Here is a 20,178-nt window from a genome sequence, read left to right as displayed (position 1 = left end):
TCTAACTGCGGAATTGTTCCAATTCTCTATACAAAACACTCACCCACAACACACGTGAAGTGACTTTTGCGGGCTACCGCGCATAATTGGAAATATGACGAGTGAAGATACAGCCCAAGAATCGTTCAAAGAACCGAAGAAGTGGCGCATGCATCACCTTGCGATGGCAAAAAGGGCCGGTCGCAAACTTACGATGATAACCGCATACGACGCCCTCACCGCACCCATTTTTGAAGAAGCCGGTGTGGACATGATCCTCGTTGGAGATAGCTACGGCAACGTGCAGCTGGGCTACGGTTCAACCATCCCCGTCCTCATGGAAGATATGGAACGCGCAACCGCGGCTGTGGCTCGCTCCGTAAACCGGCCAATCGTTGTGGCCGACCTGCCGTTTGGAGCGTATGAGGCGGACTCGAAGGAAGCATTCGATAATGCTGTTCGCCTAATCCGTGTTGGAGCCAATGCCGTCAAACTCGAGGGGGGCGCGGAAATCGCACACACCGTCGCACTACTAACCCAAGCGGGCATCCCCGTTGTGGGGCACCTTGGATTCACACCGCAGTCCGAAAACGCCCTGGGAGGCCCGCGAATGCAAGGGCGCGGCGAAGCAAAGCAGAAGATGATTGACGACGCACTTGCCCTACAAGCAGCTGGCGCGGTTGCCATCGTCCTTGAACTCGTACCCTCCCCGGTTGCCAAAGCCGTGACCGACGCACTGCACGTTCCTACTATTGGGATTGGAGCGGGACCGGACACGGATGGGCAGGTACTTGTCTGGGCAGACATGGCCGGCATGTGCGAGTGGGTGCCGAGCTTCGTCAAGAAGTTCGCGAACCTACGCGAAAGCCTAAAAGACGCAGTTTCTGCCTACACCAAAGAAGTGAAGGACGGATCCTTCCCCGGCCCAGACCATTACAAGACCAACTAGAGAGCAAGATTTATGACCTCCGCATCACAGCTAGCACTTCGCGCCCCGCTCGGTAACACAAAACCGGGACTCATCTCTCCTAAACGTCACGTCCCAGACCACATTGAGCGACCCGAATACCTGTTTCATGACGGGCCCGAGGTAGTCACCACCTCTGATATCAAAACGCCTGAAACCATTGCGAAGATCCGCCGGGCCGGCAAAATCGCGGCCGATGCGCTAGCTAAAGCTGGCGAGGCTGTAGCACCTGGCGTAACCACTGATTACTTGGATCAAATAGTTCACGACTACATCATCGGGCAAGACGCCTACCCTTCCTGCCTTGACTACATGGGCTTCAAGAAATCGTGTTGCACCTCTATCAATGAAGTGATTTGTCACGGGATCCCCGACTCGCGTCCCCTAGAAGAGGGCGACATTGTCAACATCGACGTAACTGCCTACATCGACGGGGTACACGGCGACACTTGCGCCATGTTTACCGTTGGTGAGGTTGACGAGGAATCTCGCCTGCTTTGCGAGCGCACCGAAAAAGCTATGTATCGCGGGATTAAGGCAATAGCGCCCGGCCGTGAAATCAACGTGATTGGTCGGGTCATTGAAAAGTATGCCAAGCGCTTCGACTACGGCGTGGTGCGCGACTACACGGGGCACGGCGTTGGTGAAGCCTTTCATTCCGGCCTCATCATTCCTCACTACGATTCACCGCGCGCAACCGAAATAATGGAAGTTGGCATGGTCTTCACCGTTGAGCCAATGCTCACTCTCGGTTCTATCGAATGGGAGCAGTGGGACGACGACTGGACGGTTGTCACCAAAGACCGATCTCGCACCGCCCAGTTTGAACACACGATCGCAGTTACCGAGGACGGCGCCGAGATCCTCACCCTGCGCTAGAACTAAGGAGCACACCATGGAACAAAACCTTGCCTTTGGCATAGACATCGGCGGATCTGGCATCAAGGGAGCCGTGGTCAACCTTGATACCGGCGAGTTTTCCACCGAACGCGTGCGCATTCCTACGCCAAAAAAGTCCACTCCCAAAGCCGTGGCGCAAACCTGTAAAGAACTGATCGACCAGTTCGATTTACCTGCTGACATGCCTGTTGGCATCACGTTCCCCGCCCCGGTCTCGCACGGCGTAGTTCTGTTCATAGCCAACTTGCACAAGTCGTGGGAAGGAGTGAACGTCATCGAGCTGATGGAAGCAGAACTTGGTCGCAAGGTCTACCCCGTCAATGATGCAGACGCCGCCGGTTACGCCGAAGTTGTTTACGGCGCAGCCAAGGGCGTTGACGGCCTGGTTATTGTTACCACGCTCGGCACAGGCATTGGCACCGCGATGATCTACAACGGACAACTGCAACCCAATACGGAGCTCGGCCACGTGGAAATTGATGGCTACGATGCGGAATCTCGAGCCTCATCGGGAGTGCGCACGGCCGAAGACCTGTCGTTTAAGAAGTGGGCGAAGCGGCTCACCAAGTACTACTCCCACCTGGAGATGCTGTTCACCCCCGACCTGTTTGTTGTGGGCGGTGGCGTGTCTAAGAAGCATGACAAGTTCATACCACTCATCGACATCAAAACGCCCATGGTTCCCGCCAAACTATTCAACACTGCGGGCATTGTAGGGGCTGCGGCTCTGGCCAAACGCTACCTGACCGTATAAATCGCTTAGATTTTGCGCTGTCCTCATTCATTGATTATTGAGGGCGGCGCCGTTATGTGAAGGCGGAGAAGACGGCCTATAAGCCGGATTCTGTTCCAGGGCGATGCCCCTTCGATGGCCATCTATCTCGGACCACTGTTACCAGCGGCCTCTAGCAACCTACCCGCGCGCTTTGGACGGACAGCCCGGCGCGCTGCTTGGTTTTGCTCCCGGTGGGGTTTACCCTGCCAGCCCAGTCACCTGGGCCGCGGTGGTCTCTTACACCACCTTTGCACCCTTACCCGAAAACGGGCGGTTTGTTTTCTGTGGCACTATCCCGCGAGTCACCCCGGGTGGCCGTTAGCCACCACCGTGTCCTGTGGAGTCCGGACGTTCCTCGACAATGTCGCGGCCATCCAGCCATCTTCTCCGCCGCTCAAGTCTACTAGAGTTGGACGCATGCTTGTACTTTTACCCCCATCTGAAGGCAAAACCCTTCCCTCCGAGACCGTCGATTTTAATGCCGACGCGATTGCCCCGTTTTCCACGCAGCTCGCCGACGCGCGCCGAACTGTGCTCGATTGCTTGATTGAAACTTCTGCGCGAGGCGACGCCCTGGAAATCCTAAAAGTAGGCAAAACCATTGCAGACGAGGTGGAAGCCAACAAGTACCTGCGTTCAGCGCAAGCTGGCCCCGCGTGGCAAGTGTATTCGGGCGTACTTTACGAAGCTGGCCGATTTGGCGAGATCGGTGCGGGGTACAAGGCCAGCTCGAACTTCGAGATTTGGGTACAATCTGCTCTGTTTGGAGTGGTAGACCTGGCCTGCCCCATCCCGCCCTATCGCCTGTCAATGGATACGAAACTACCGGGTCTGGGCAACCTTGCCCCCTGGTGGAAGAAACACCTCGAAACCCTCATGGAACAGCGCGCCCACCATCGCGTGGTGGTTGACGCCCGCTCTGGCGCGTACCAAAAAGCCTGGCCGGGAACTTCCGCCGAATGCGACCTCATCCGAGTGAATGCGGTGCGCGAACGCGACGGGAAACGCACCGTGGTTTCACACAATGCGAAGAAATACCGCGGAATCCTCGCTGGCGCTCTACTGGAACGCGCTAGCGAGGCTGACGGGTCCATCGATTTTGTGCTCGATACCGCGCGTTCACTGACCGGCGCCGATTTCACGGGCGTCGAAGTTAGACAACGCCGCGATTTTCTCGAGCTCGTGATCGTGACGAACTAGCCCCTACTCGGTTTTAACGATGATTGCTTCCAGCTCGTCGGACATGAGCACTTCATCCTCGGCGAGCATCGTGATGTCATGCCATTCCGATTCGGGAAGATCTACAACCATGCCCACGATTTGGCGGCCCTTGGCCTCGTACACGCCGATGCCGCCGGTGCGCTCGCGGAAATACTCGTATTCATCCAGCAGCTCAGAGTCGATTTCGCCCGCAAGCTCGTCACGTTTCGCAAGCTTTTCGTTAAGCTCAGCTTCGACCTCGCCCATCGCGTCTTGAAGTTGCGCGATTGCGGCCTGCTCATCGGCTCCCACTACTTCGGTCTGACGGTCTAGTTCCGAAACGGTCTCCTGCGCGGCCTCGAATGCAGCCATAACCTCAATCAGTTCATTTTCGAGGACATTGCGGCGCTGGGCCATCTGGTTCAGCTCGTGCTGCATGGCAGTGAGGTCTTTGTGGGATCCTTCGCCTGCCGCGAGGCGCTCACTCATCACGTCTTGACGGGAGGTGAGGCGCTCCAGATCATTCTCAACCCGCTTCACTTCACGGTTTGCGTCCGTTGCGGCGGAACGCGCGGTTACTTTTGCGCGCTCCAGATCAGCTTTTCGCCCCTCAAGCGCGTCGAGCACTTTAACCGCCGGGTGTTTACTGCGGGCCGCGCGCAACTGCAAGATCCGCGTGTCAACCTGTTGTAGTTCAAGAAGTTTCACCTGGTCCGCTTTTGAAGCTTTCACTATGCCCGCTCTTTCACTAGGTAGTGCCTTTAGTTCTAATCAAAGTGTATTAGGCTGACGCGCCCTACCCAATAGTTTATCCAAGGGTTTCCAGGTGCAGGTTCCACGGTTCGGTGACAAATCGCGAAACGTCTACCTGTAGCTCTACGCCCGCATCCGTGGCGGCTTCTTCAAGATCATCTGCCAGGTGCGGCAACCACAGCCATTCAGTTGCCCAGTGCGAACCGCAGATGAGGGCCGGGCCACCTTCTTCGAGGTGCTCGCTGGCGGGATGATGGCGCAGGTCCGCGGTGACGTATACATCGGCCCCAAGCTCGCGGGCGCGCGCGAGGAACGAGTCGCCAGAGCCTCCTGATACGGCAACAGTTCTGACCGGCGTCTCAAGATCGCCGCCGGGTGCGCCTACGAAGATGCCGTGCGGACCAGCGGGGAGGGCCTTCGCTACGCGATCCGCGAACTCCCGTAGTGTTTGCGGCACTTCGAGCTTACCAATGCGCCCCAAACCGCGAGCGGTTCCCGCCTCGTCCGCGTCGATGGGATCAAACGGCTCACCTTCAATGCCAACCGCCTGCGCCAGTGCCCAAGCCACGCCGCGCGCCGCCGAATCAGCGTTGGTGTGCGCGTTCATAAGGGCCACATCGGATTTGATGAGGTCGTGAACAATCCTGCCCTTGTAATCCAAGCGCGACACGAAGCTGGTGCCTCGCAGGTATAGAGGATGGTGCGTAATCAGCATGTCGTAGCCGTCCTCAATCGCCTGCGCAACCGTTTCAGCAACGGGATCAACAGCCAGGATGATCTTACTTACCTTCTGCTCAGGGTCACCAACGATTAGACCGTTCTTATCCCACGACTCTTGGAGGCGCTGCGGATAGCGGGCCTCCATAATTTCCATAATCTGCGCAACATTAAGCATGTACTGAGACTATCGAAGAACTACCTTTGCTCAACGCCAATACCGCGTTGCGTTTTGGTTTTCGAAAGGCTCCCCCATCCACAACGATGATTGTTGGTTACGGTTTTTAAATAAGGCGCCTTCTCTAGCGCGCGGCGGGCGCAGCGGTGGAGTCGCGGAGAATAAGTTGGGTGGGGATCGTTATGTGCAGGTTCTCGGTTTCTCCTTGGATCTGACGGTGGATCAGATTGACCATTCCAACGCCAGCCCCATAAAAATCCTGCTTCACGGTGGACAGGGGCGGGAAAGAAAATTCCGCCAGTTCGATCCCGTCAAAGCCGATCACAGAAACGTCCTCGGGCACTCGTCTATTCCGTTCATGTAGCGCTCGAATAAGACCCAATGCAACTTCATCGTTAGCACAAAATACGGCCGTAACATCGGGATTTTGCGCTATTTTCTTACCCGCTTCATACCCTGATTTCGCGCTCCAGTCCCCCAAGATTATGGGCGGAACCTGCCGGTTTTCTCTTGTCAAAACATCGCGCCAAACCGCTTCACGAACCTGGGCGGAACGCGAATGCTGCGGGCCGCGCACATGATAAACAGTGCGGTGACCTAGGTCTAGTAGATGGTTCACGGCCTTACGCACGCCCCCTACTTGATCCGCAGAGGCTGAAGGATGCACATGCACCAGATTAGAATCCGAGGAAGCAACAGGCAGGTTAGGAGGTAGTGAAAGCTGATTGGCATTGGCATCTCCCGCCTGCACAATGACAAGGCCGTCAATATCTTCTTGGGAGAGCAAAGATACCGCTTTGTGAACCTGGCGAGTGTGCGGATGCTTCACTTGCACTAAGGTGACCGAATAGCCTAACTGGGCGGCCCTGTCGATCACACCGTTAGCGGTATGAGCCTCGCCAGTGCGGCGAATCTCTTGGGTTAGCAACCCAATAACTCCATAGGATCCCGTGCGCAATGCCTGCGCGGTGCGATTGGGCGCGTATCCGAGTTCGGATATGGCTTTGAGAACACGCATACGAGTAGGCTCGGAAACATTTTTATGTCCGCGTGTCACGCGCGAAACGGTTTGAGCGGAAACGTTCGCCACCCGCGCCACGTCATGAATGGAAGCGGCCCCACTTTCCCGCTTTTCTGTTCCTGTCACCTATGAAGCCTATCAGACAGAAAAGATCGATTTGTGACCTACGCAACTCAATCCAGTGTTACCGTTATCATACGTATGGCATCGATAACACCACGAGGTGCGAATGGCCGGCCGCTAATGCACTGACAGGAGAAATAAATGCAGTTACAGGTTCACCATCGAGATTTGAACGTTTTGCATGAAAATACGCTGAAACCTCGCGCCTACTACATTCCTATTTCCCCAAACCTTTATCACAACGGGAACAAATGCGAACGTAACTATAATTTGGATCGCGAACACTCAGACCGTTTCCAACTATTAAATGGCCAGTGGAGTTTCGGATACTACCCAAACCTGGAATCGGTACCCGAGCGCTTCTTTGCACCTGAAAGCACTGACCTCGAAAACACGATTCCTGTTCCAGGGGCATGGCAATTCAACGGCTGGGATGACCACCAGTACACGAACATCAACTACCCGTTCCCGTTCGACCCTCCACACGTTCCGCACAACAACCCGGCGGGCGCGTACCGGCACGTGTTCACCTACCGCGAAGACCCGGCAGTGCCGCAGGCTCACCTGGTATTCGAAGGCGTTGATTCTTGCTTTTACGTGTGGGTGAACGGGCAGTATGTGGGCTATTCGCAGGTAACACACGCCCAATCCGCTTTTGACGTCACGCAGTTTTTGAAAGACGGCGAAAATACGCTGGCCGTTTTGGTTTTCAAATGGGGTGACGGAAGTTATTTAGAAGACCAAGACAAGTTCCGCACTACCGGGATCATCCGCGACGTTTACCTATTATCCCGCCCTGAATCACACCTAAACGATTATTTCGTAACCACCGAAATGAGAGGAAACAATGCTGAGGTAACTGTGCGCGCAAACTTCGCTGGCAACTCGCTGCCAGTAAACGCCACTTTACTTCGCGACGAGGACGAGATCGGCAGCGCCACCTTGACTCCCTACATCGATGACGCGGGGATTTATACCCACACGGCGCAATTCACTATTCAAAACCCACGCATGTGGCATCCCGGTGACCCGTTTTTGTATCGATTGGTAATGGAAACGGATGCGGAAGTAATCACAGAAACCGTTGGCATCAGGGAAGTGAGCATTGAAAACGGCGTCTTGAAGTTCAACGGCACAGCCATAAAACTAAAGGGCGTCAATCGGCACGACTCTGATCCAGACACCGGTCCAGTAGTTTCTGTTGAGCACATTAAACGAGACCTACGTCTAATGCGCGAGCACAATATTAACGCTATTCGCACCGCCCACTACCCTAACTGTCCCCAGTTCTATCATTTGTGCGATGAAGCCGGTTTTTATGTTATGAGCGAGGCCGACAATGAAAGTCACGGTACTAGAAACCGGCTTTTGGCAGATGAGTCTGAAGAAAACATTGTGGAGCATTGGAACAAGCCCATCGCTGACAACCCCGACTGGATAGCCTCCACGATGGACAGGATGGAAAGGTGCATCCACTCAGAAAAGAACCGGCCTAGTATTTTCTCTTGGTCTGCGGGCAACGAGTGCGCCTATGGGCAAACGTTCGAAATCGCATTGGAATGGGTCAAAAATTTTGACCCCAGCCGCGTGACGCACTATGAAAGCGCGTTCTACCGTTCCACTGACCGAAAGTACGACTACCGTAACATCGACCTTTACGCTCGGATGTATCCACCGCTGACCGATATCACAAAGTATTTGAACGAACTGGGCGATAAGCCATTCCTCTTAGTCGAATACTGTCATGCAATGGGCAACGGTCCAGGCGACTTAGAGGACTTTTGGGCTATGGTTGGCGCCGATCCGCGCATGTGTGGCGGATTCATATGGGAGTGGTGTGACCACGCTGTGAAAGACGAAGCAGGAAATCTGCTCTACGGCGGCGATAGCGGGGAAGATCCTCACGACGGTAACTTCTGTGTAGACGGCTTGGTATCTCCATATCGGGTGCCTCACATTGGTTTGCTCGAAGCAAAAAATGTATACCGTCCGCTTCGCTGCGAATATGACCAAGCAGATGGACAACTCCATGTAACCAACACTGCCGACCACCTAAATGCAGCTGACTATGCTCGCCTAGAATGGATCAAAGTTGTGGATGGCGCGCAAGAGCGCGGCGAACTAACACTTCCGAGTTTGCCAGCCCACAAGACCATCACCCTCCCGTTGTCGCTAGACATTCCCACTGACGGCCGATGCTATTTACGGGTGGAAACCATCCTCACCCGCCCTCTTGCTTTCCTTGAACCGGGGCATTTGCTTGGCATTGACGAGTTTGCCCTCTCCAATGCAAAACCGCATACTCCGCGCGCCCTCGAACTGGTGCAAGAAGCCAGCCAAACCCAAATTTCAAGCGCCGCCAAAGTGCAGGAAACAACACTGGAAATACTTGTGGAAGCCAGCGAGTTTAGCTATGCATTTTCGCGTCACACCGGAATGCTCACAGCATTATCTAAGAGTGGGAAGAACCTACTGACTCGGCGTGCCGAGCTCAATATCTGGAGGGCGCCTACCGATAATGACATGTACATCCGCCCACTTTGGGAACGTGCACGCTATGACCGCACCTACCCACACGCCTACGAAGTAAGTGTCTCGACCCGTGAAAGCGGCGTAATCGTGAGTAGCCACGTAGCCCTGGTGTCAAAATCACTGCAACCGATTTTGAAGGCCAACATCGACTGGATTGTTAAGCCTAACGGAATCGTCCAGGTGAATGCGAAAGTTCAAAGGGACACGCAGTTTCCTGAACTGCCTCGCCTTGGACTGCGCTTCTTCTTCGACAAATCATTGCAACAGGCTAACTGGGCGGGGCTTGGCCCACACGAAAACTACATTGATAAGCGTCGTAGCGCTTGGCATGGCCAGTTCACATCCGACATTGCCGACCTGTTCGTTTCCTACTTGCGACCCCAAGAAAATGGTTTGCGGTCAGATTGCGACTACTTGGCACTACGCGGGGAAGACCTGTGCGTAGAAGTGGGTAGCGAGAACGTCTTTTCTTTCAACGCTTCCTATTTCACTCAGGAAGAGCTAACTGCTAAAACACACTACTTCAAGCTGGAAGAAGCTGACTGCACAATCTTGTGCGTCGATCACCTTCACTCCGGCATCGGTTCACAAAGCTGCGGGCCGAAGTTACTTAAGCAGTACCGAGTCGATTTCGAGACAACTAACTTCTCATTCACATTCAAAATCTCTGGTTGAGGAAGGAACAGGTAAGTCATGGAAGAAAAGAAATACCTTAAGTGGTACAACAAAGTAGGCTACGGTTCTGGCGACATCGCAGGAAACGTTGTTTATGCCTTCCTCTCAGCGTTCGTAATGATCTACCTCACGGACACTGTGGGAATGAACGCGGGAATTATTGGCACTCTAATGATGTTGTCGAAGTTCTTCGATGGCTTCTCTGACATCATCTTTGGGCGTTTGATGGACAAAACCCACTCCAAGATGGGTAAGGCACGACCGTGGATGTTCTATGCCTTCTTCGGTTGCGCTGCCATGTTGGTGTTGATTTTCGCTATCCCAACTTCTTTAGGGGCAACCGCACAGTACGCGTGGTTCTTCATCACCTACACGTTGTTAAACGCAGTTTTCTACACCGCTAATAACATCGCCTACGCTGCTTTGACCGCCCTTATTACGAAGAACAGGGCCGAACGCGTGCAGATGGGTTCAATCCGCTTCATGTTCGCTTTTGGCACGAGCCTGACGATCCAGACGGTTACGGTTGGAGCTGTACAGGCTATGGGAGGCGATGCAACGGCGTGGCGTAACATGGCGATCATTTACGCCATAGTCGGCATCCTTTCGAACTCGTTGGCTGTTTTTTCAGTTAAGGAGCTGTCCCCCACTGAGCTGGCTGAGGGAGACTCGGAAGCTGCTAAGGATGACGAACTCAGCTTCCTTGAGGCGCTTAAGCTCCTTGGGAATCGCTACTATGTGATCATTGTGGTTTGCTTCATCTTGATGCAGTTCTTCACCGCCACGTTGAACATGGGCATTTACTTCATGACCTACATTCTGGGTAATGCAAACCTACTGGGCGTATTTGCGTGGGCAATCAACATTCCTCTGATCGTGGGACTTCTTGTAACACCATTAGTGGTGCAAAAGATTGGGCGGATGCAACCGGTTACTATCGTCGGCTACATCATTGCCGTGCTCGGACGTCTAGGCGTAGTATTTGCCGCGTCAATGGGATCCATCCCGCTGATGCTGTTCTTCTCCGGACTCGCATCCCTTGGCATGAGCCCATTGCAAGGAACTCTCAACGCACTTATTGCGGAGATTAGTGAAAACACGTTCTTGCGCACAAAAAAGCGTATCGACGGGATGATGTTCTCCTGTTCCTCACTGGGCGTGAAGATTGGTTCTGGAGTTGGAACAGCTGTTGCTGGATGGTTGCTGGAGTATGGTGGGTACGACGGTAAAGCCACTGTGCAAACCGAATCTGCACTACAGATGATCTCGTTCATGTACCTGTGGGTACCACTGATCGCGAACCTACTCATTCTTGGCTTGTTGTTCTTCTTAAACGTTGAACGCAAGAACGAGGTATTGCGCGCAAGTCTAGACGTGGGCGATTCAGTACCGGAGCACGTTGGGCAGGCGAAACTGGCGGCGGAGAGCACCTCTGGCAAGCTAGTTCAAGGCCACGCGATGGGTGGCGCTGGTTCTAGGGAATCTGTTGGCCTGCACCTATCGGACCCGCAGGCTGAAACCCTAAAGGATGGACAAGATCCCCGGCCGGAGCCTCCAAAGGACAGCAATAGTCAATCCTAACGGGAACCTACTTAGCCGATGAGGTTGATTCCCCACACCCGATCGGCTCCAGGTGTGGCTCCGCACAAGCGGGGCCACACCCTTTTATGCGGGCGAATCCTTGGAAGCAAACTGGACCGCCCACGCGGCAAAAGAAAAACCCGCGCATTAGCGCGGGCTACTGTGGGCCCAGAGGGACTCGAACCCCCGACATCCACGGTGTAAACGTGGCGCTCTAGCCAACTGAGCTATAGGCCCAACTCCAACGGAGTGGAACGTCAAAGATCATATCCAACTCCGGGAGCAAATTTCATCCTACAAGCCACTATTTCACAAAACAGTGGCAATAGTCTCAGTCTACTGGCGAGCTTGAGCGATTAAACGCATGCCCGACCAGTCCTCACAGACCATGGCCGCGGACGTGGCGCTCATGCCCGCAACCTGTGCAGCGTCGGCCACTACCTCGGGCGGAACATGGTTTGACGTGCCCGACTTTGGAGTAAGCACCCAGACAACTCCACCATTGTCCATATTCGCAGAGGCATCCAGCAGGACGTCTGCCAGATCGTCCTCCTCCGAATCCTCCAGACGCCACCAGACAATCACGCCGTCAACAACGTCCGAATAATCAACGTCTACGAGCTCATTGCCCGTTGCATCTTCAACTGCGGCGCGCAAAGAATCATCGGTATCTTCGTCCCAATAAAACTCTTGAACAGTCTGGCCGCTTTTATAACCGAGGCTCGAAAGAGCCGTCGGATCCACCTTTCGGGAATCAGATTTTGATATCACGCGCTCAGTCTACCTAAGTTTCAGGCACACGCATGCCAAATAGTCCACATATGAGCCAAGCAGGCTCCACGCCCTCATCCCGTTTGGATCGTCCTGTGTTTTCAGGCACACGTATAGAAAAACCAATATGGTACCTAGTGCAAAACCCGGCAAAACCGGGAATGATTAGAACCAAAGAAAACTATACGATCCATTAGTGGATACGTTTCGAGAGAAAGAGGATTCGTGGCTGAAGCAGATCACCGCCCAGTAGTCAATGGCATGCTAAGTCAAGTGCCGGACAATGATCCGCACGAAACCGAGGAATGGCTGGAATCGCTAAGAAGCCTTCATGAAGCAAAAGGCGGGCCACGCACCCGTTACATCCTGCTTCACATGCTTGCCGAAGCTCGCCGCAAAGACGTTCAGATTCCTCTAGAACTCACCACACCCTACATCAACACCATTCCCGTTGATCAAGAACCATACTTCCCTGGCGACGAGGCAACCGAGCGCCAGTATCGCCGCTGGATGCGTTGGAACGCTGCCGTTCAGGTCATGCGCGCCCAAAGGCCCGGCGTTGGCGTTGGCGGCCACCTCTCTTCTTACGCGTCGGTAGCAACCCTTTACGAGGTTGGTTTCAACCACTTCTTCCGCGGGAAGAATCACCCCGGCGGCGGCGACCACGTGTTCTTCCAGGGCCACTCCTCCCCCGGCGTTTACGCGCGCGCCTTCCTTGAAGGCCGGCTCACCGAAGAGCAGATGGACGGATTCCGCCAGCAGGTTTCCACCGAGCATGGCATCCCCTCCTACCCGCACCCACGCCAGCTACCCGACTTCTGGGAGTACCCCACGGTGTCTATGGGTCTTGGCCCCGCCGAGGCGATCTACCAGGCTTGGTTTGACAAGTACCTAGAACTGCGCGGTCTCAAAGACACTTCGCAGCAGCACACGTGGGCGTTCCTTGGTGACGGTGAGATGGACGAGCCCGAGTCACGCGGCATGCTTCAGCTTGCAGCGCAGCAGGGCCTGGACAACCTCACGTTCGTGATTAACTGCAACCTACAGCGTCTCGACGGCCCGGTCCGCGGTAACGGCAAGATCATTCAGGAACTCGAATCGTTCTTCCGTGGCGCCGGCTGGAATGTAATCAAGGTTGTGTGGGGACGAGGCTGGGACCGTCTGCTAGAAGCCGACCAGGACCACGCCCTCGTAAACATCATGAACGAAACCCTTGACGGCGACTACCAGACGTTCAAAGCAAACGATGGTGCGTACGTGCGCGAGCATTTCTTTGGCCGCGACCCGCGCACCAAAGAAATGGTTAAGGACTGGACCGACGAGGAGATCTGGGATCTGCGCCGTGGCGGCCACGACTACCGCAAGGTATACGCAGCCTACAAGGCCGCTGTCGAACACACCGGCCAGCCCACCGTCATCCTTGCGCACACCATTAAGGGCTACGCGCTGGGCTCGCACTTTGCTGGCCGCAACGCAACCCACCAGATGAAGAAGCTCACGGTTGATGACCTCAAGGGCCTGCGCGACCTCCTGCGCATTCCGATTTCGGATGAGGAGCTGGAGAAGAACCCGTACCTGCCTCCGTACTACAAGCCGGCTGACGACGACCCAGCATTGCAGTACATGCTTGAGCGTCGCGCTAAGCTTGGCGGTTTCCTCCCCTCGCGCCACCGGGATGACAAGGCCCTGCCCATGCCGGCAGACAAGCCTTTCAATGCCCTTGCCAAGGGGTCGGGCGCCCAACAGGTTGCCACCACCATGGCGTTCGTGCGTCTTTTGAAAGACCTCATTAGGGACAAGGAATTCGGTAAGTACATTGTGCCGATCATTCCCGACGAAGCCCGCACCTTCGGCCTGGACGCGATCTTCCCGTCCGCAAAGATCTTCAACACGCATGGGCAGAACTACACAGCTGTGGATGCCTCCATGATGCTTTCCTACAAGGAAGCGAAGGAAGGCCAGGTTCTTCACACGGGCATTAACGAGGCCGGTTCTGCAGCCGCACTCCAGGTTGTGGGCACTTCTTACGCCACCCATAACTTCCCGATGGTTCCCGTTTACATCTTCTACTCGATGTTTGGTTTCCAAAGGACCGCAGATCAGTTCTGGGCTGCCGGAGACCAGCTCTCACGCGGATTCATCATTGGCGCTACCGCGGGTAAAACCACGCTTGCCGGTGAAGGTCTGCAGCACATGGACGGCCACTCGCCGGTCATCGCCTCCACGAACCCCGCTGTGGTCACCTACGATCCGGGCTATGCCTACGAGATTCGGCACATCGTAAGGGATGGAATCGAGCGCATGTACGGTCCGAATGAGTCTGGCCGTGACCGCAACGTCATGTACTACCTCACGGTTTACAACGAACCGATGCATCAGCCCGCAGAGCCGGAAAACCTTGATGTTGACGGCCTGATTAAGGGCATGTACATGCTTGACGACTTCGAGGGCGACGGCCCGAAGGTTAAGCTCCTCGCCTCTGGCGTGGGTCTTCCATGGGTTCGCGAGGCTCGAAAGATCCTGCGCGAGGACTGGGGCGTTGACGCAGCCGTTTACTCGGTGACTTCTTGGACCGAGCTACGCCGCGAAGCGATTGCGGTAGACAAGTACAACTTCGAACACCCGAACGAGGAGACTCGCAAGCCTTACGTCACCTCCGTTTTGGAGCAGGCCGAAGGCCCAACCGTTGCGACCTCCGACTTCGAGCACCTGGTTCATGATCAGATCGCTCGCTGGGTGCCGGGCAAGTACTACCCGCTTGGCGCGGACGGCTTCGGATTCTCCGACACCCGCGCAGCGGCACGTCGCTACCTGAAGATCGACGCCGAGTCGGTTGTGATCCGCGCCCTCCAGGGCCTTGTCGAAGAAGGCAAGCTGGAGCGCTCCGTGCTCCAGCAGGCTATTGACAAGTATGACCTGTTCAACCCGAATGCGGGCCACTCCGGCGGCGAGGGCGGCGACGCCTAACCCGGTTGAGATTCCCAAAATGGTGTCCCGATGGCCTAGCCTTCGGGACACCATTTTGCTTCCTCAGCAATCACTTTAGATACATAAAGTTTAGGAATCTTCACTAGGCAGACCGGACTCACCGGCTTCCCAAATCTTTCCTTCATACTCAGGCGAGAGGAGGTTTTGTGCTGTCAAGATCGCCTCAACCTCCTCGCGCGGCAACAAACCATGCTCAACTATTAGATCGGAAACCCGCCTACCGGTGCGCGCTGCTTCCTTACCGATCATGTCGCCATTTTGATGCCCAATCAGCTCATTGAAGTAAGTAACAATGCCGATTGAGCCCATCACCTGTTCGCGCAAATGCTCCCGGTTTGCCGTGATGTCCGTGATGCAACGCTCAGCGAGGGTCACCGTAGCGTTCTCTAGCAAACGCATCGACTCAAACAGCACCTGGGCAATAACCGGCTCCATAACATTGAGCTGTAGCTGGGCAGCCTCAGCAGCCATCGTCACGGTCATGTCGTTACCCACCACTTTGAAACAAACCTGGTTCACAACCTCTGGAATAACCGGGTTTACCTTGGCCGGCATGATCGACGAGCCGGCCTGCACGGGCGGTAGATTAATTTCCTGCAAACCTGTAGTAGGGCCGGACGACAAAAGCCGCAGATCATTACAGATCTTCGAAAGCTTCACGGCAAACCGTTTCAGCGCCCCGTGCACCGATACGAAAGCGCCCGTATCAGATGTTGCATCGATCAGGTTTACCGCCCTGCGGAAAGGTAGCCCCGTCACCTTGGACAGTTCTTCAACCGCAACCTGCGGGTATCCCTCCGGCGTATTCAGCCCTGTACCAATCGCTGTAGCGCCAAGATTGATGGACAAAAGGAGGTCTGCCGCCTGATCAATCACGCGTAGCTCTTCACTGAGCGAGACAGTGAACGCTTCAAACTCCTGCCCGAGAGTCATCGGCACGGCATCTTGAAGCTGGGTGCGCCCCATCTTCAGCACGTCAGCGAACTCGTGGGCCTTCTCATCCAGCGCATCCATGAGGCGCGAGGCCGAAAGGCGTAAGTCTACAAGCTCGCGGTACACCGCCAGGTGGAAACCCGTTGGGTACGAGTCGTTGGTGGACTGCGACTTATTTACGTCGTCATTAGGATGAATAATGTCGTAACGCCCCTTTTCGAAGCCGAGCATCTCGAGGGCTACGTTTGCGATCACCTCATTAGTGTTCATGTTTACCGATGTTCCCGCCCCACCTTGGAACAGGTCGAGTGGCCACTGATCGTAAAAATCTTCACTTTCTAAAATTTTGTCGCAGGCCGCCTCAATTGCGCGCGCCTTGTCCTCCGGAAGCACTTTCAGACGCCTATTCGCCCTGGCCACCGCCTTCTTCACCTGCACCATCGCGATAATGAAATGCGGATAGCTTTCTAGGCGCGTACCCGAAATCTGAAAATTTTCTGTGGCGCGAAGAGTGTGGATACCCCAATACACGTCGGCTGGAACTTCCCGTTCACCGAGCAAATCCACTTCTGTACGCGTTAGCATCCAATTCCCCTTTCGTTGCGATGACCACCAGCATATATATGATTCATCTTCGAGGCTCGGTTTGTAGTTGCCTATTTGCCTCCGGTTTGAAGCGCCAAAGCAACGAGATCTTCTAGGGTCTCCAAGTGCGCCACGTCGCCGTCTTTCAAACTGATTTTGAGGTCTTGCTCTACAGCCGCAATCACCGCATACAGGCCGATCTCATCAAGATCGAAATCATCAGCAAGGCTCATATCCGAGCGGAAATCCTCAGCCTTAACCGTTGACTCGTCGAGGAGGGCGGCAATCACTGCGGCCTCGACCTCATCCGTGTCTGAGTCCACACTTACAGACTCGGCGCCCACCTCTTCGGGTTGTTCATCCGACAGGTCATAGCCGAGCATTTCGGCAATCGAGATTCCCACGGACAATCCCCACTAACCAACCCGGTGAAGCCAGCGCACCGCCACACCATCGCCCGCGTACCTAAACGGCTCCAACTCCTCATCCCACGCGGCGCCCAAGGCAAGATTGAGGCGTTCGCGCAACTCTGCCGGATCCGCGGCCTCCATCGCCGAGCGAATACGATCCTCAGGAACCATCATGTTGCCCGAAGCATCCATTGGAGCGTGGAAAATACCAAGATCTGGCGTGTGGCACCACCGTGCGCCGTCCGAACCGCGCACGGCCTCCTCGGTGATCTCGTAGCGCAAATCGTCCCAACCTCTAAGCGCGGAAGCTAACTGCGCCCCCGTTCCCACGGGGCCAACCCAAGAAAACTCAGCGCGCATAAGGCCGGGCACAGCGCCCTGCTGAGTCCATTCCAAACGCACGTCCTGGTCCAGCACCGACGCAACATTCCACTCAACGTGCGGGCAGAGTGCCGGCGGACATGAGTGCACGAAAAGAACACCGCGGGTGTAACTTCCGGACATGATGCCTCCCTTTTCCTTGAGGTTCGTCTTCCCCTACGTCCTCAAGCGTCAAAGGCTAACCGATCCAGCGGTGCTTTCCCCATTGTGTCCTAAAAATCTCTCTCACGCTAGTCTGCGTCTCCAACGCAGCGCAATGCCAGCACGCGTTAGAGCATAAAACCTCGCTAAACCATGGCAAAAGCCCCGCCAAAGCGGGGCTTTCCACCAACTGAGCACATCATTACATGATTTCACGAACCTTGCGCAACGCCTTCTTGCGCGTTGCGCGATCCAACCGATCTAGGTATAGCATTCCCTCCAGGTGATCCGTTTCGTGTTGCAGGCAACGTCCCATGAGTTCTTCACCCTCGACCGTAATCTTCTTACCATCGAGGTTAATGCCCTCAACACGGGCATACCACGCGCGTTTTGTGGGGAACCACAAGCCCGGAACCGAGAGGCACCCCTCGTCGCCGTCCTGATACTCGTCCTTTGAAACCTCGACCAGTTTCGGATTGAGCACGTAACCGATCTCGCCATCGATATTCCAAGAAAAGGCCCGCAACCCAACGCCGATTTGAGGGGCAGCAAGACCTGCGCGTCCCTCCTCATCGACGTTCTCTAGAAGATCTTCAACGAGGCTCTTCACCGAATCGTCAATGTCAGTAATCCACTCACATGGCGTGCGCAAAACCGGATCGCCAATAACCCTAATCTCACGGTATGTCACTTGGCTGACCCCCTATTCGCTTCAAGCTCGGCAATAATAATCTGCTTTGCTTCTTCAACCGGAATCTCCTTTGAGACACCGCCGCGACGATCGCGGAACTCAACCACACCGTTCTTCAAGCCGCGCCCGACAACAAGGACATACGGCATGCCCAACAGTTCAGCATCAGCAAACTTAACGCCCGCCGATACCTTCGGACGATCATCGTAAAGCACGTCGAAACCAGCATCCGACACAGCAGTCGAGATATCGGCAGCAGTCTCAGCGATCTGTTCACCCTTACCGGCCGCAAGAACCTGCAGGTGGAACGGCGCCACAACCATTGGCCAGGACAAGCCAAGATCATCGTGGTGGCTCTCCGCCATGGCTGCAACCACGCGGGAGATACCCAGACCGTACGAACCCATGGTCACCACCTGCGACTTGCCATTTTGGTCCAGCACCGTCAGGTCCAAAGCCTTTGCGTACTTGCGACCGAGCTGGAAGATGTGTGCTACCTCGATACCGCGTGCAAGCTCAAGAGGACCCGAACCATCCGGGGCCGGATCCCCCTCCTTCACCTCAGCAACCTCAACCGTACCATCGGCCGTGAAGTCACGGCCCATCACCAGGTTGTACACGTGGTAATCAGGCTTATTACCACCAGCGATCCAAGCCGTGCCCTCCACAATCCGCGGGTCAACGAAGAAACGCACCGAGCCCGTCGGGTTGCCGTCCTCGTCAGTCGTTCGGTTCGGAGCGTTTGGCCCCACTACCTCGGGCCCCAAATAACCGGCCACCAACTCCGGATGTTTCGCAAGATCCTCAGGCGTTGCCTGCTCTACCTCAGCGGGTGCAAAAGCGGCCTCAAGGCGCTTCTCATCTACCTCCCGGTCGCCCGGGATACCAATGTTTACAACCTCACGCGTGCCATCGGGCTGCGTCAGCGTCACGACATACGACTTCAGCATGTCTCCCGCTTCCCACGGACGATCCTCGCGCGGATAAAGCTCATTTGAAAGATCGACAAGTGCGGATATGGTCTTCGCGTCCGGCGTGTGACGCAACTCCTTAGCCGGCGTATTCGAGTAATCCACGGGATCTGGAACCGGGGTTACAACTGCCTCCGCATTCGCTGCGTAACCACCAGGAGAACGCACAAACGTGTCCTCACCCATGGGATTCGGATAGAGGAACTCCTCTGAACGTGAACCACCCATAGCGCCGGACTGCGCGGCCACAATCACAAACGGCAAACCTAGGCGCTCAAATACACGCTGATACGCCTTCCGGTGTAGCTCATAAGACTTAGCGAGCCCCTCATCATCAATATCGAAGCTGTAAGAGTCCTTCATCACGAACTCGCGGCCGCGAATCACGCCCGCACGTGGACGCGCCTCATCGCGATACTTCGTCTGAATCTGATACAGCGAAAGCGGCAGATCCTTGTACGAGGAGTACATGTCCTTAACCGCGAGCGTAAACATCTCTTCATGCGTTGGCGCAAGCAGGTAATCCCCATCCTTGCGGTCCTTCAACCGGAAGAGGTTTGGTCCGTATTCTTCCCACCGGTTGGTTTTCTCATACGGCTCGCGCGGCAGTAGCGCCGGGAAGTGGACTTCCTGGGCCCCAATCACAGCCATCTCTTCGCGCACAACCTGCTCGATGTTACGCAAAACCTTCAAACCAAGAGGCAACCACGTGTAGATGCCCGGAGCCACACGACGAATGTAGCCGGCGCGCACCATCAGCTTGTGGCTTGCAACTTCCGCATCTGCGGGATCTTCACGAAGCGTCCGCAGGAAAAATTCAGACATGTTAGTAAGCACGATTACCAGCCTAACTGCAAAGCGTGATGAGAGGAAACGGCGGCATCTCTCATCGAATTAACAAGATAT

16 protein-coding genes, 1 tRNA gene and 1 other RNA gene are annotated in these 20,178 nt (G+C 55.3%); 7 read left to right on the top strand and 11 right to left on the bottom strand.

The window, feature by feature from the left end:
- Positions 1–94: 94 nt before the first annotated feature.
- Genes panB through ppgK form a run of 3 tightly spaced genes read left to right on the top strand, consistent with a single transcriptional unit; the run spans position 95 to position 2,600 of the window.
- Positions 95–928 (top strand): 3-methyl-2-oxobutanoate hydroxymethyltransferase, encoded by an 834-nt coding sequence (gene panB, locus BQ7114_RS00430; RefSeq protein ID WP_072340440.1) that lies wholly within the window; start codon positions 95–97, stop codon positions 926–928.
- Positions 929–940: 12 nt separating this feature from the next.
- The gene (gene map, locus BQ7114_RS00425) at positions 941–1,825 is read left to right on the top strand and encodes a type I methionyl aminopeptidase (RefSeq protein ID WP_072340437.1); all 885 of its coding nucleotides are present in this window, start codon (positions 941–943) and stop codon (positions 1,823–1,825) included.
- 16 nt (positions 1,826–1,841) lie between these two features.
- Entirely contained in the window at positions 1,842–2,600 is a 759-nt protein-coding gene (gene ppgK, locus BQ7114_RS00420; protein ID WP_072340434.1) for a polyphosphate--glucose phosphotransferase, read from the top strand.
- 63 nt (positions 2,601–2,663) lie between these two features.
- Here the strand turns inward: ppgK and rnpB are convergent.
- Positions 2,664–3,007, bottom strand: an RNA gene (gene rnpB / locus BQ7114_RS00415) — RNase P RNA component class A.
- Positions 3,008–3,038: 31 nt separating this feature from the next.
- On the opposite strand from rnpB, the gene BQ7114_RS00410 reads away from it, so the two are divergent.
- Positions 3,039–3,821 (top strand): YaaA family protein, encoded by a 783-nt coding sequence (locus BQ7114_RS00410; protein WP_072340430.1) that lies wholly within the window; start codon positions 3,039–3,041, stop codon positions 3,819–3,821.
- Between the two features lie 3 nt (positions 3,822–3,824).
- Here the strand turns inward: BQ7114_RS00410 and BQ7114_RS00405 are convergent, their stop codons facing one another.
- The 3 genes from BQ7114_RS00405 to BQ7114_RS00395 all read right to left on the bottom strand — a co-directional run bounded on the left by BQ7114_RS00405 (position 3,825) and on the right by BQ7114_RS00395 (position 6,616).
- The gene (locus BQ7114_RS00405; RefSeq protein WP_072340426.1) at positions 3,825–4,553 is read right to left on the bottom strand and encodes a zinc ribbon domain-containing protein; all 729 of its coding nucleotides are present in this window, start codon (positions 4,551–4,553) and stop codon (positions 3,825–3,827) included.
- Between the two features lie 76 nt (positions 4,554–4,629).
- Positions 4,630–5,469, bottom strand: coding sequence for a Nif3-like dinuclear metal center hexameric protein (locus BQ7114_RS00400; RefSeq protein WP_072340423.1), 840 nt, complete (start codon positions 5,467–5,469; stop codon positions 4,630–4,632).
- 124 nt (positions 5,470–5,593) lie between these two features.
- The gene (locus tag BQ7114_RS00395) at positions 5,594–6,616 is read right to left on the bottom strand and encodes a LacI family DNA-binding transcriptional regulator (RefSeq protein WP_230205920.1); all 1,023 of its coding nucleotides are present in this window, start codon (positions 6,614–6,616) and stop codon (positions 5,594–5,596) included.
- 138 nt (positions 6,617–6,754) lie between these two features.
- Here BQ7114_RS00395 and BQ7114_RS00390 point away from each other — a divergent pair, with 138 nt between their 5' ends.
- Together BQ7114_RS00390 and BQ7114_RS00385 are read left to right on the top strand one after the other, a co-directional pair.
- The gene (locus BQ7114_RS00390; RefSeq protein WP_072340420.1) at positions 6,755–9,820 is read left to right on the top strand and encodes a glycoside hydrolase family 2 TIM barrel-domain containing protein; all 3,066 of its coding nucleotides are present in this window, start codon (positions 6,755–6,757) and stop codon (positions 9,818–9,820) included.
- Between the two features lie 18 nt (positions 9,821–9,838).
- The gene (locus tag BQ7114_RS00385) at positions 9,839–11,401 is read left to right on the top strand and encodes an MFS transporter (RefSeq protein WP_072340418.1); all 1,563 of its coding nucleotides are present in this window, start codon (positions 9,839–9,841) and stop codon (positions 11,399–11,401) included.
- A 163-nt stretch (positions 11,402–11,564) separates the two neighbouring features.
- Here the strand turns inward: BQ7114_RS00385 and BQ7114_RS00380 are convergent.
- Positions 11,565–11,638: transfer RNA gene (locus BQ7114_RS00380), tRNA-Val, on the bottom strand.
- A 99-nt stretch (positions 11,639–11,737) separates the two neighbouring features.
- Positions 11,738–12,172 carry a DUF3052 domain-containing protein gene (locus BQ7114_RS00375; RefSeq protein ID WP_230205919.1) on the bottom strand — a complete coding sequence of 145 codons (435 nt, stop codon included), beginning with the start codon at positions 12,170–12,172 and terminating at the stop codon, positions 11,738–11,740.
- Between the two features lie 261 nt (positions 12,173–12,433).
- Between BQ7114_RS00375 and aceE the strand changes: the two genes are divergently transcribed.
- Complete coding sequence (gene aceE, locus BQ7114_RS00370; protein WP_072340513.1) at positions 12,434–15,139, top strand: pyruvate dehydrogenase (acetyl-transferring), homodimeric type; 2,706 nt, start codon at positions 12,434–12,436, stop codon at positions 15,137–15,139.
- 90 nt (positions 15,140–15,229) lie between these two features.
- Here the strand turns inward: aceE and aspA are convergent, their stop codons facing one another.
- The 5 genes from aspA to BQ7114_RS00345 all read right to left on the bottom strand — a co-directional run bounded on the left by aspA (position 15,230) and on the right by BQ7114_RS00345 (position 20,109).
- Positions 15,230–16,678: an aspartate ammonia-lyase gene (gene aspA, locus BQ7114_RS00365; RefSeq protein WP_072340415.1), complete on the bottom strand. Its 1,449-nt coding sequence runs from the start codon at positions 16,676–16,678 to the stop codon at positions 15,230–15,232.
- A 71-nt stretch (positions 16,679–16,749) separates the two neighbouring features.
- Positions 16,750–17,082, bottom strand: a complete 333-nt coding sequence (locus BQ7114_RS00360) for an acyl carrier protein (RefSeq protein ID WP_143236754.1) — start codon at positions 17,080–17,082, stop codon at positions 16,750–16,752.
- Between the two features lie 12 nt (positions 17,083–17,094).
- Positions 17,095–17,592: a DUF3145 domain-containing protein gene (locus BQ7114_RS00355; RefSeq protein WP_072340410.1), complete on the bottom strand. Its 498-nt coding sequence runs from the start codon at positions 17,590–17,592 to the stop codon at positions 17,095–17,097.
- Between the two features lie 220 nt (positions 17,593–17,812).
- Positions 17,813–18,301: a peptide deformylase gene (gene def / locus BQ7114_RS00350; RefSeq protein ID WP_072340408.1), complete on the bottom strand. Its 489-nt coding sequence runs from the start codon at positions 18,299–18,301 to the stop codon at positions 17,813–17,815.
- Complete coding sequence (locus BQ7114_RS00345) at positions 18,298–20,109, bottom strand: proline--tRNA ligase (protein ID WP_072340406.1); 1,812 nt, start codon at positions 20,107–20,109, stop codon at positions 18,298–18,300. The genes def and BQ7114_RS00345 overlap by 4 nt, the downstream gene beginning before the upstream one ends.
- Between the last annotated feature and the right edge of the window lie 69 nt (positions 20,110–20,178).

This window comes from Actinomyces urinae, from assembly GCF_900119695.1.
Taxonomy (GTDB): Bacteria; Actinomycetota; Actinomycetes; order Actinomycetales; family Actinomycetaceae; genus Gleimia; species Gleimia urinae.
Note: the sequence above shows the minus strand (reverse complement) of the source record. Positions and strands in the feature narration are given on the sequence as shown.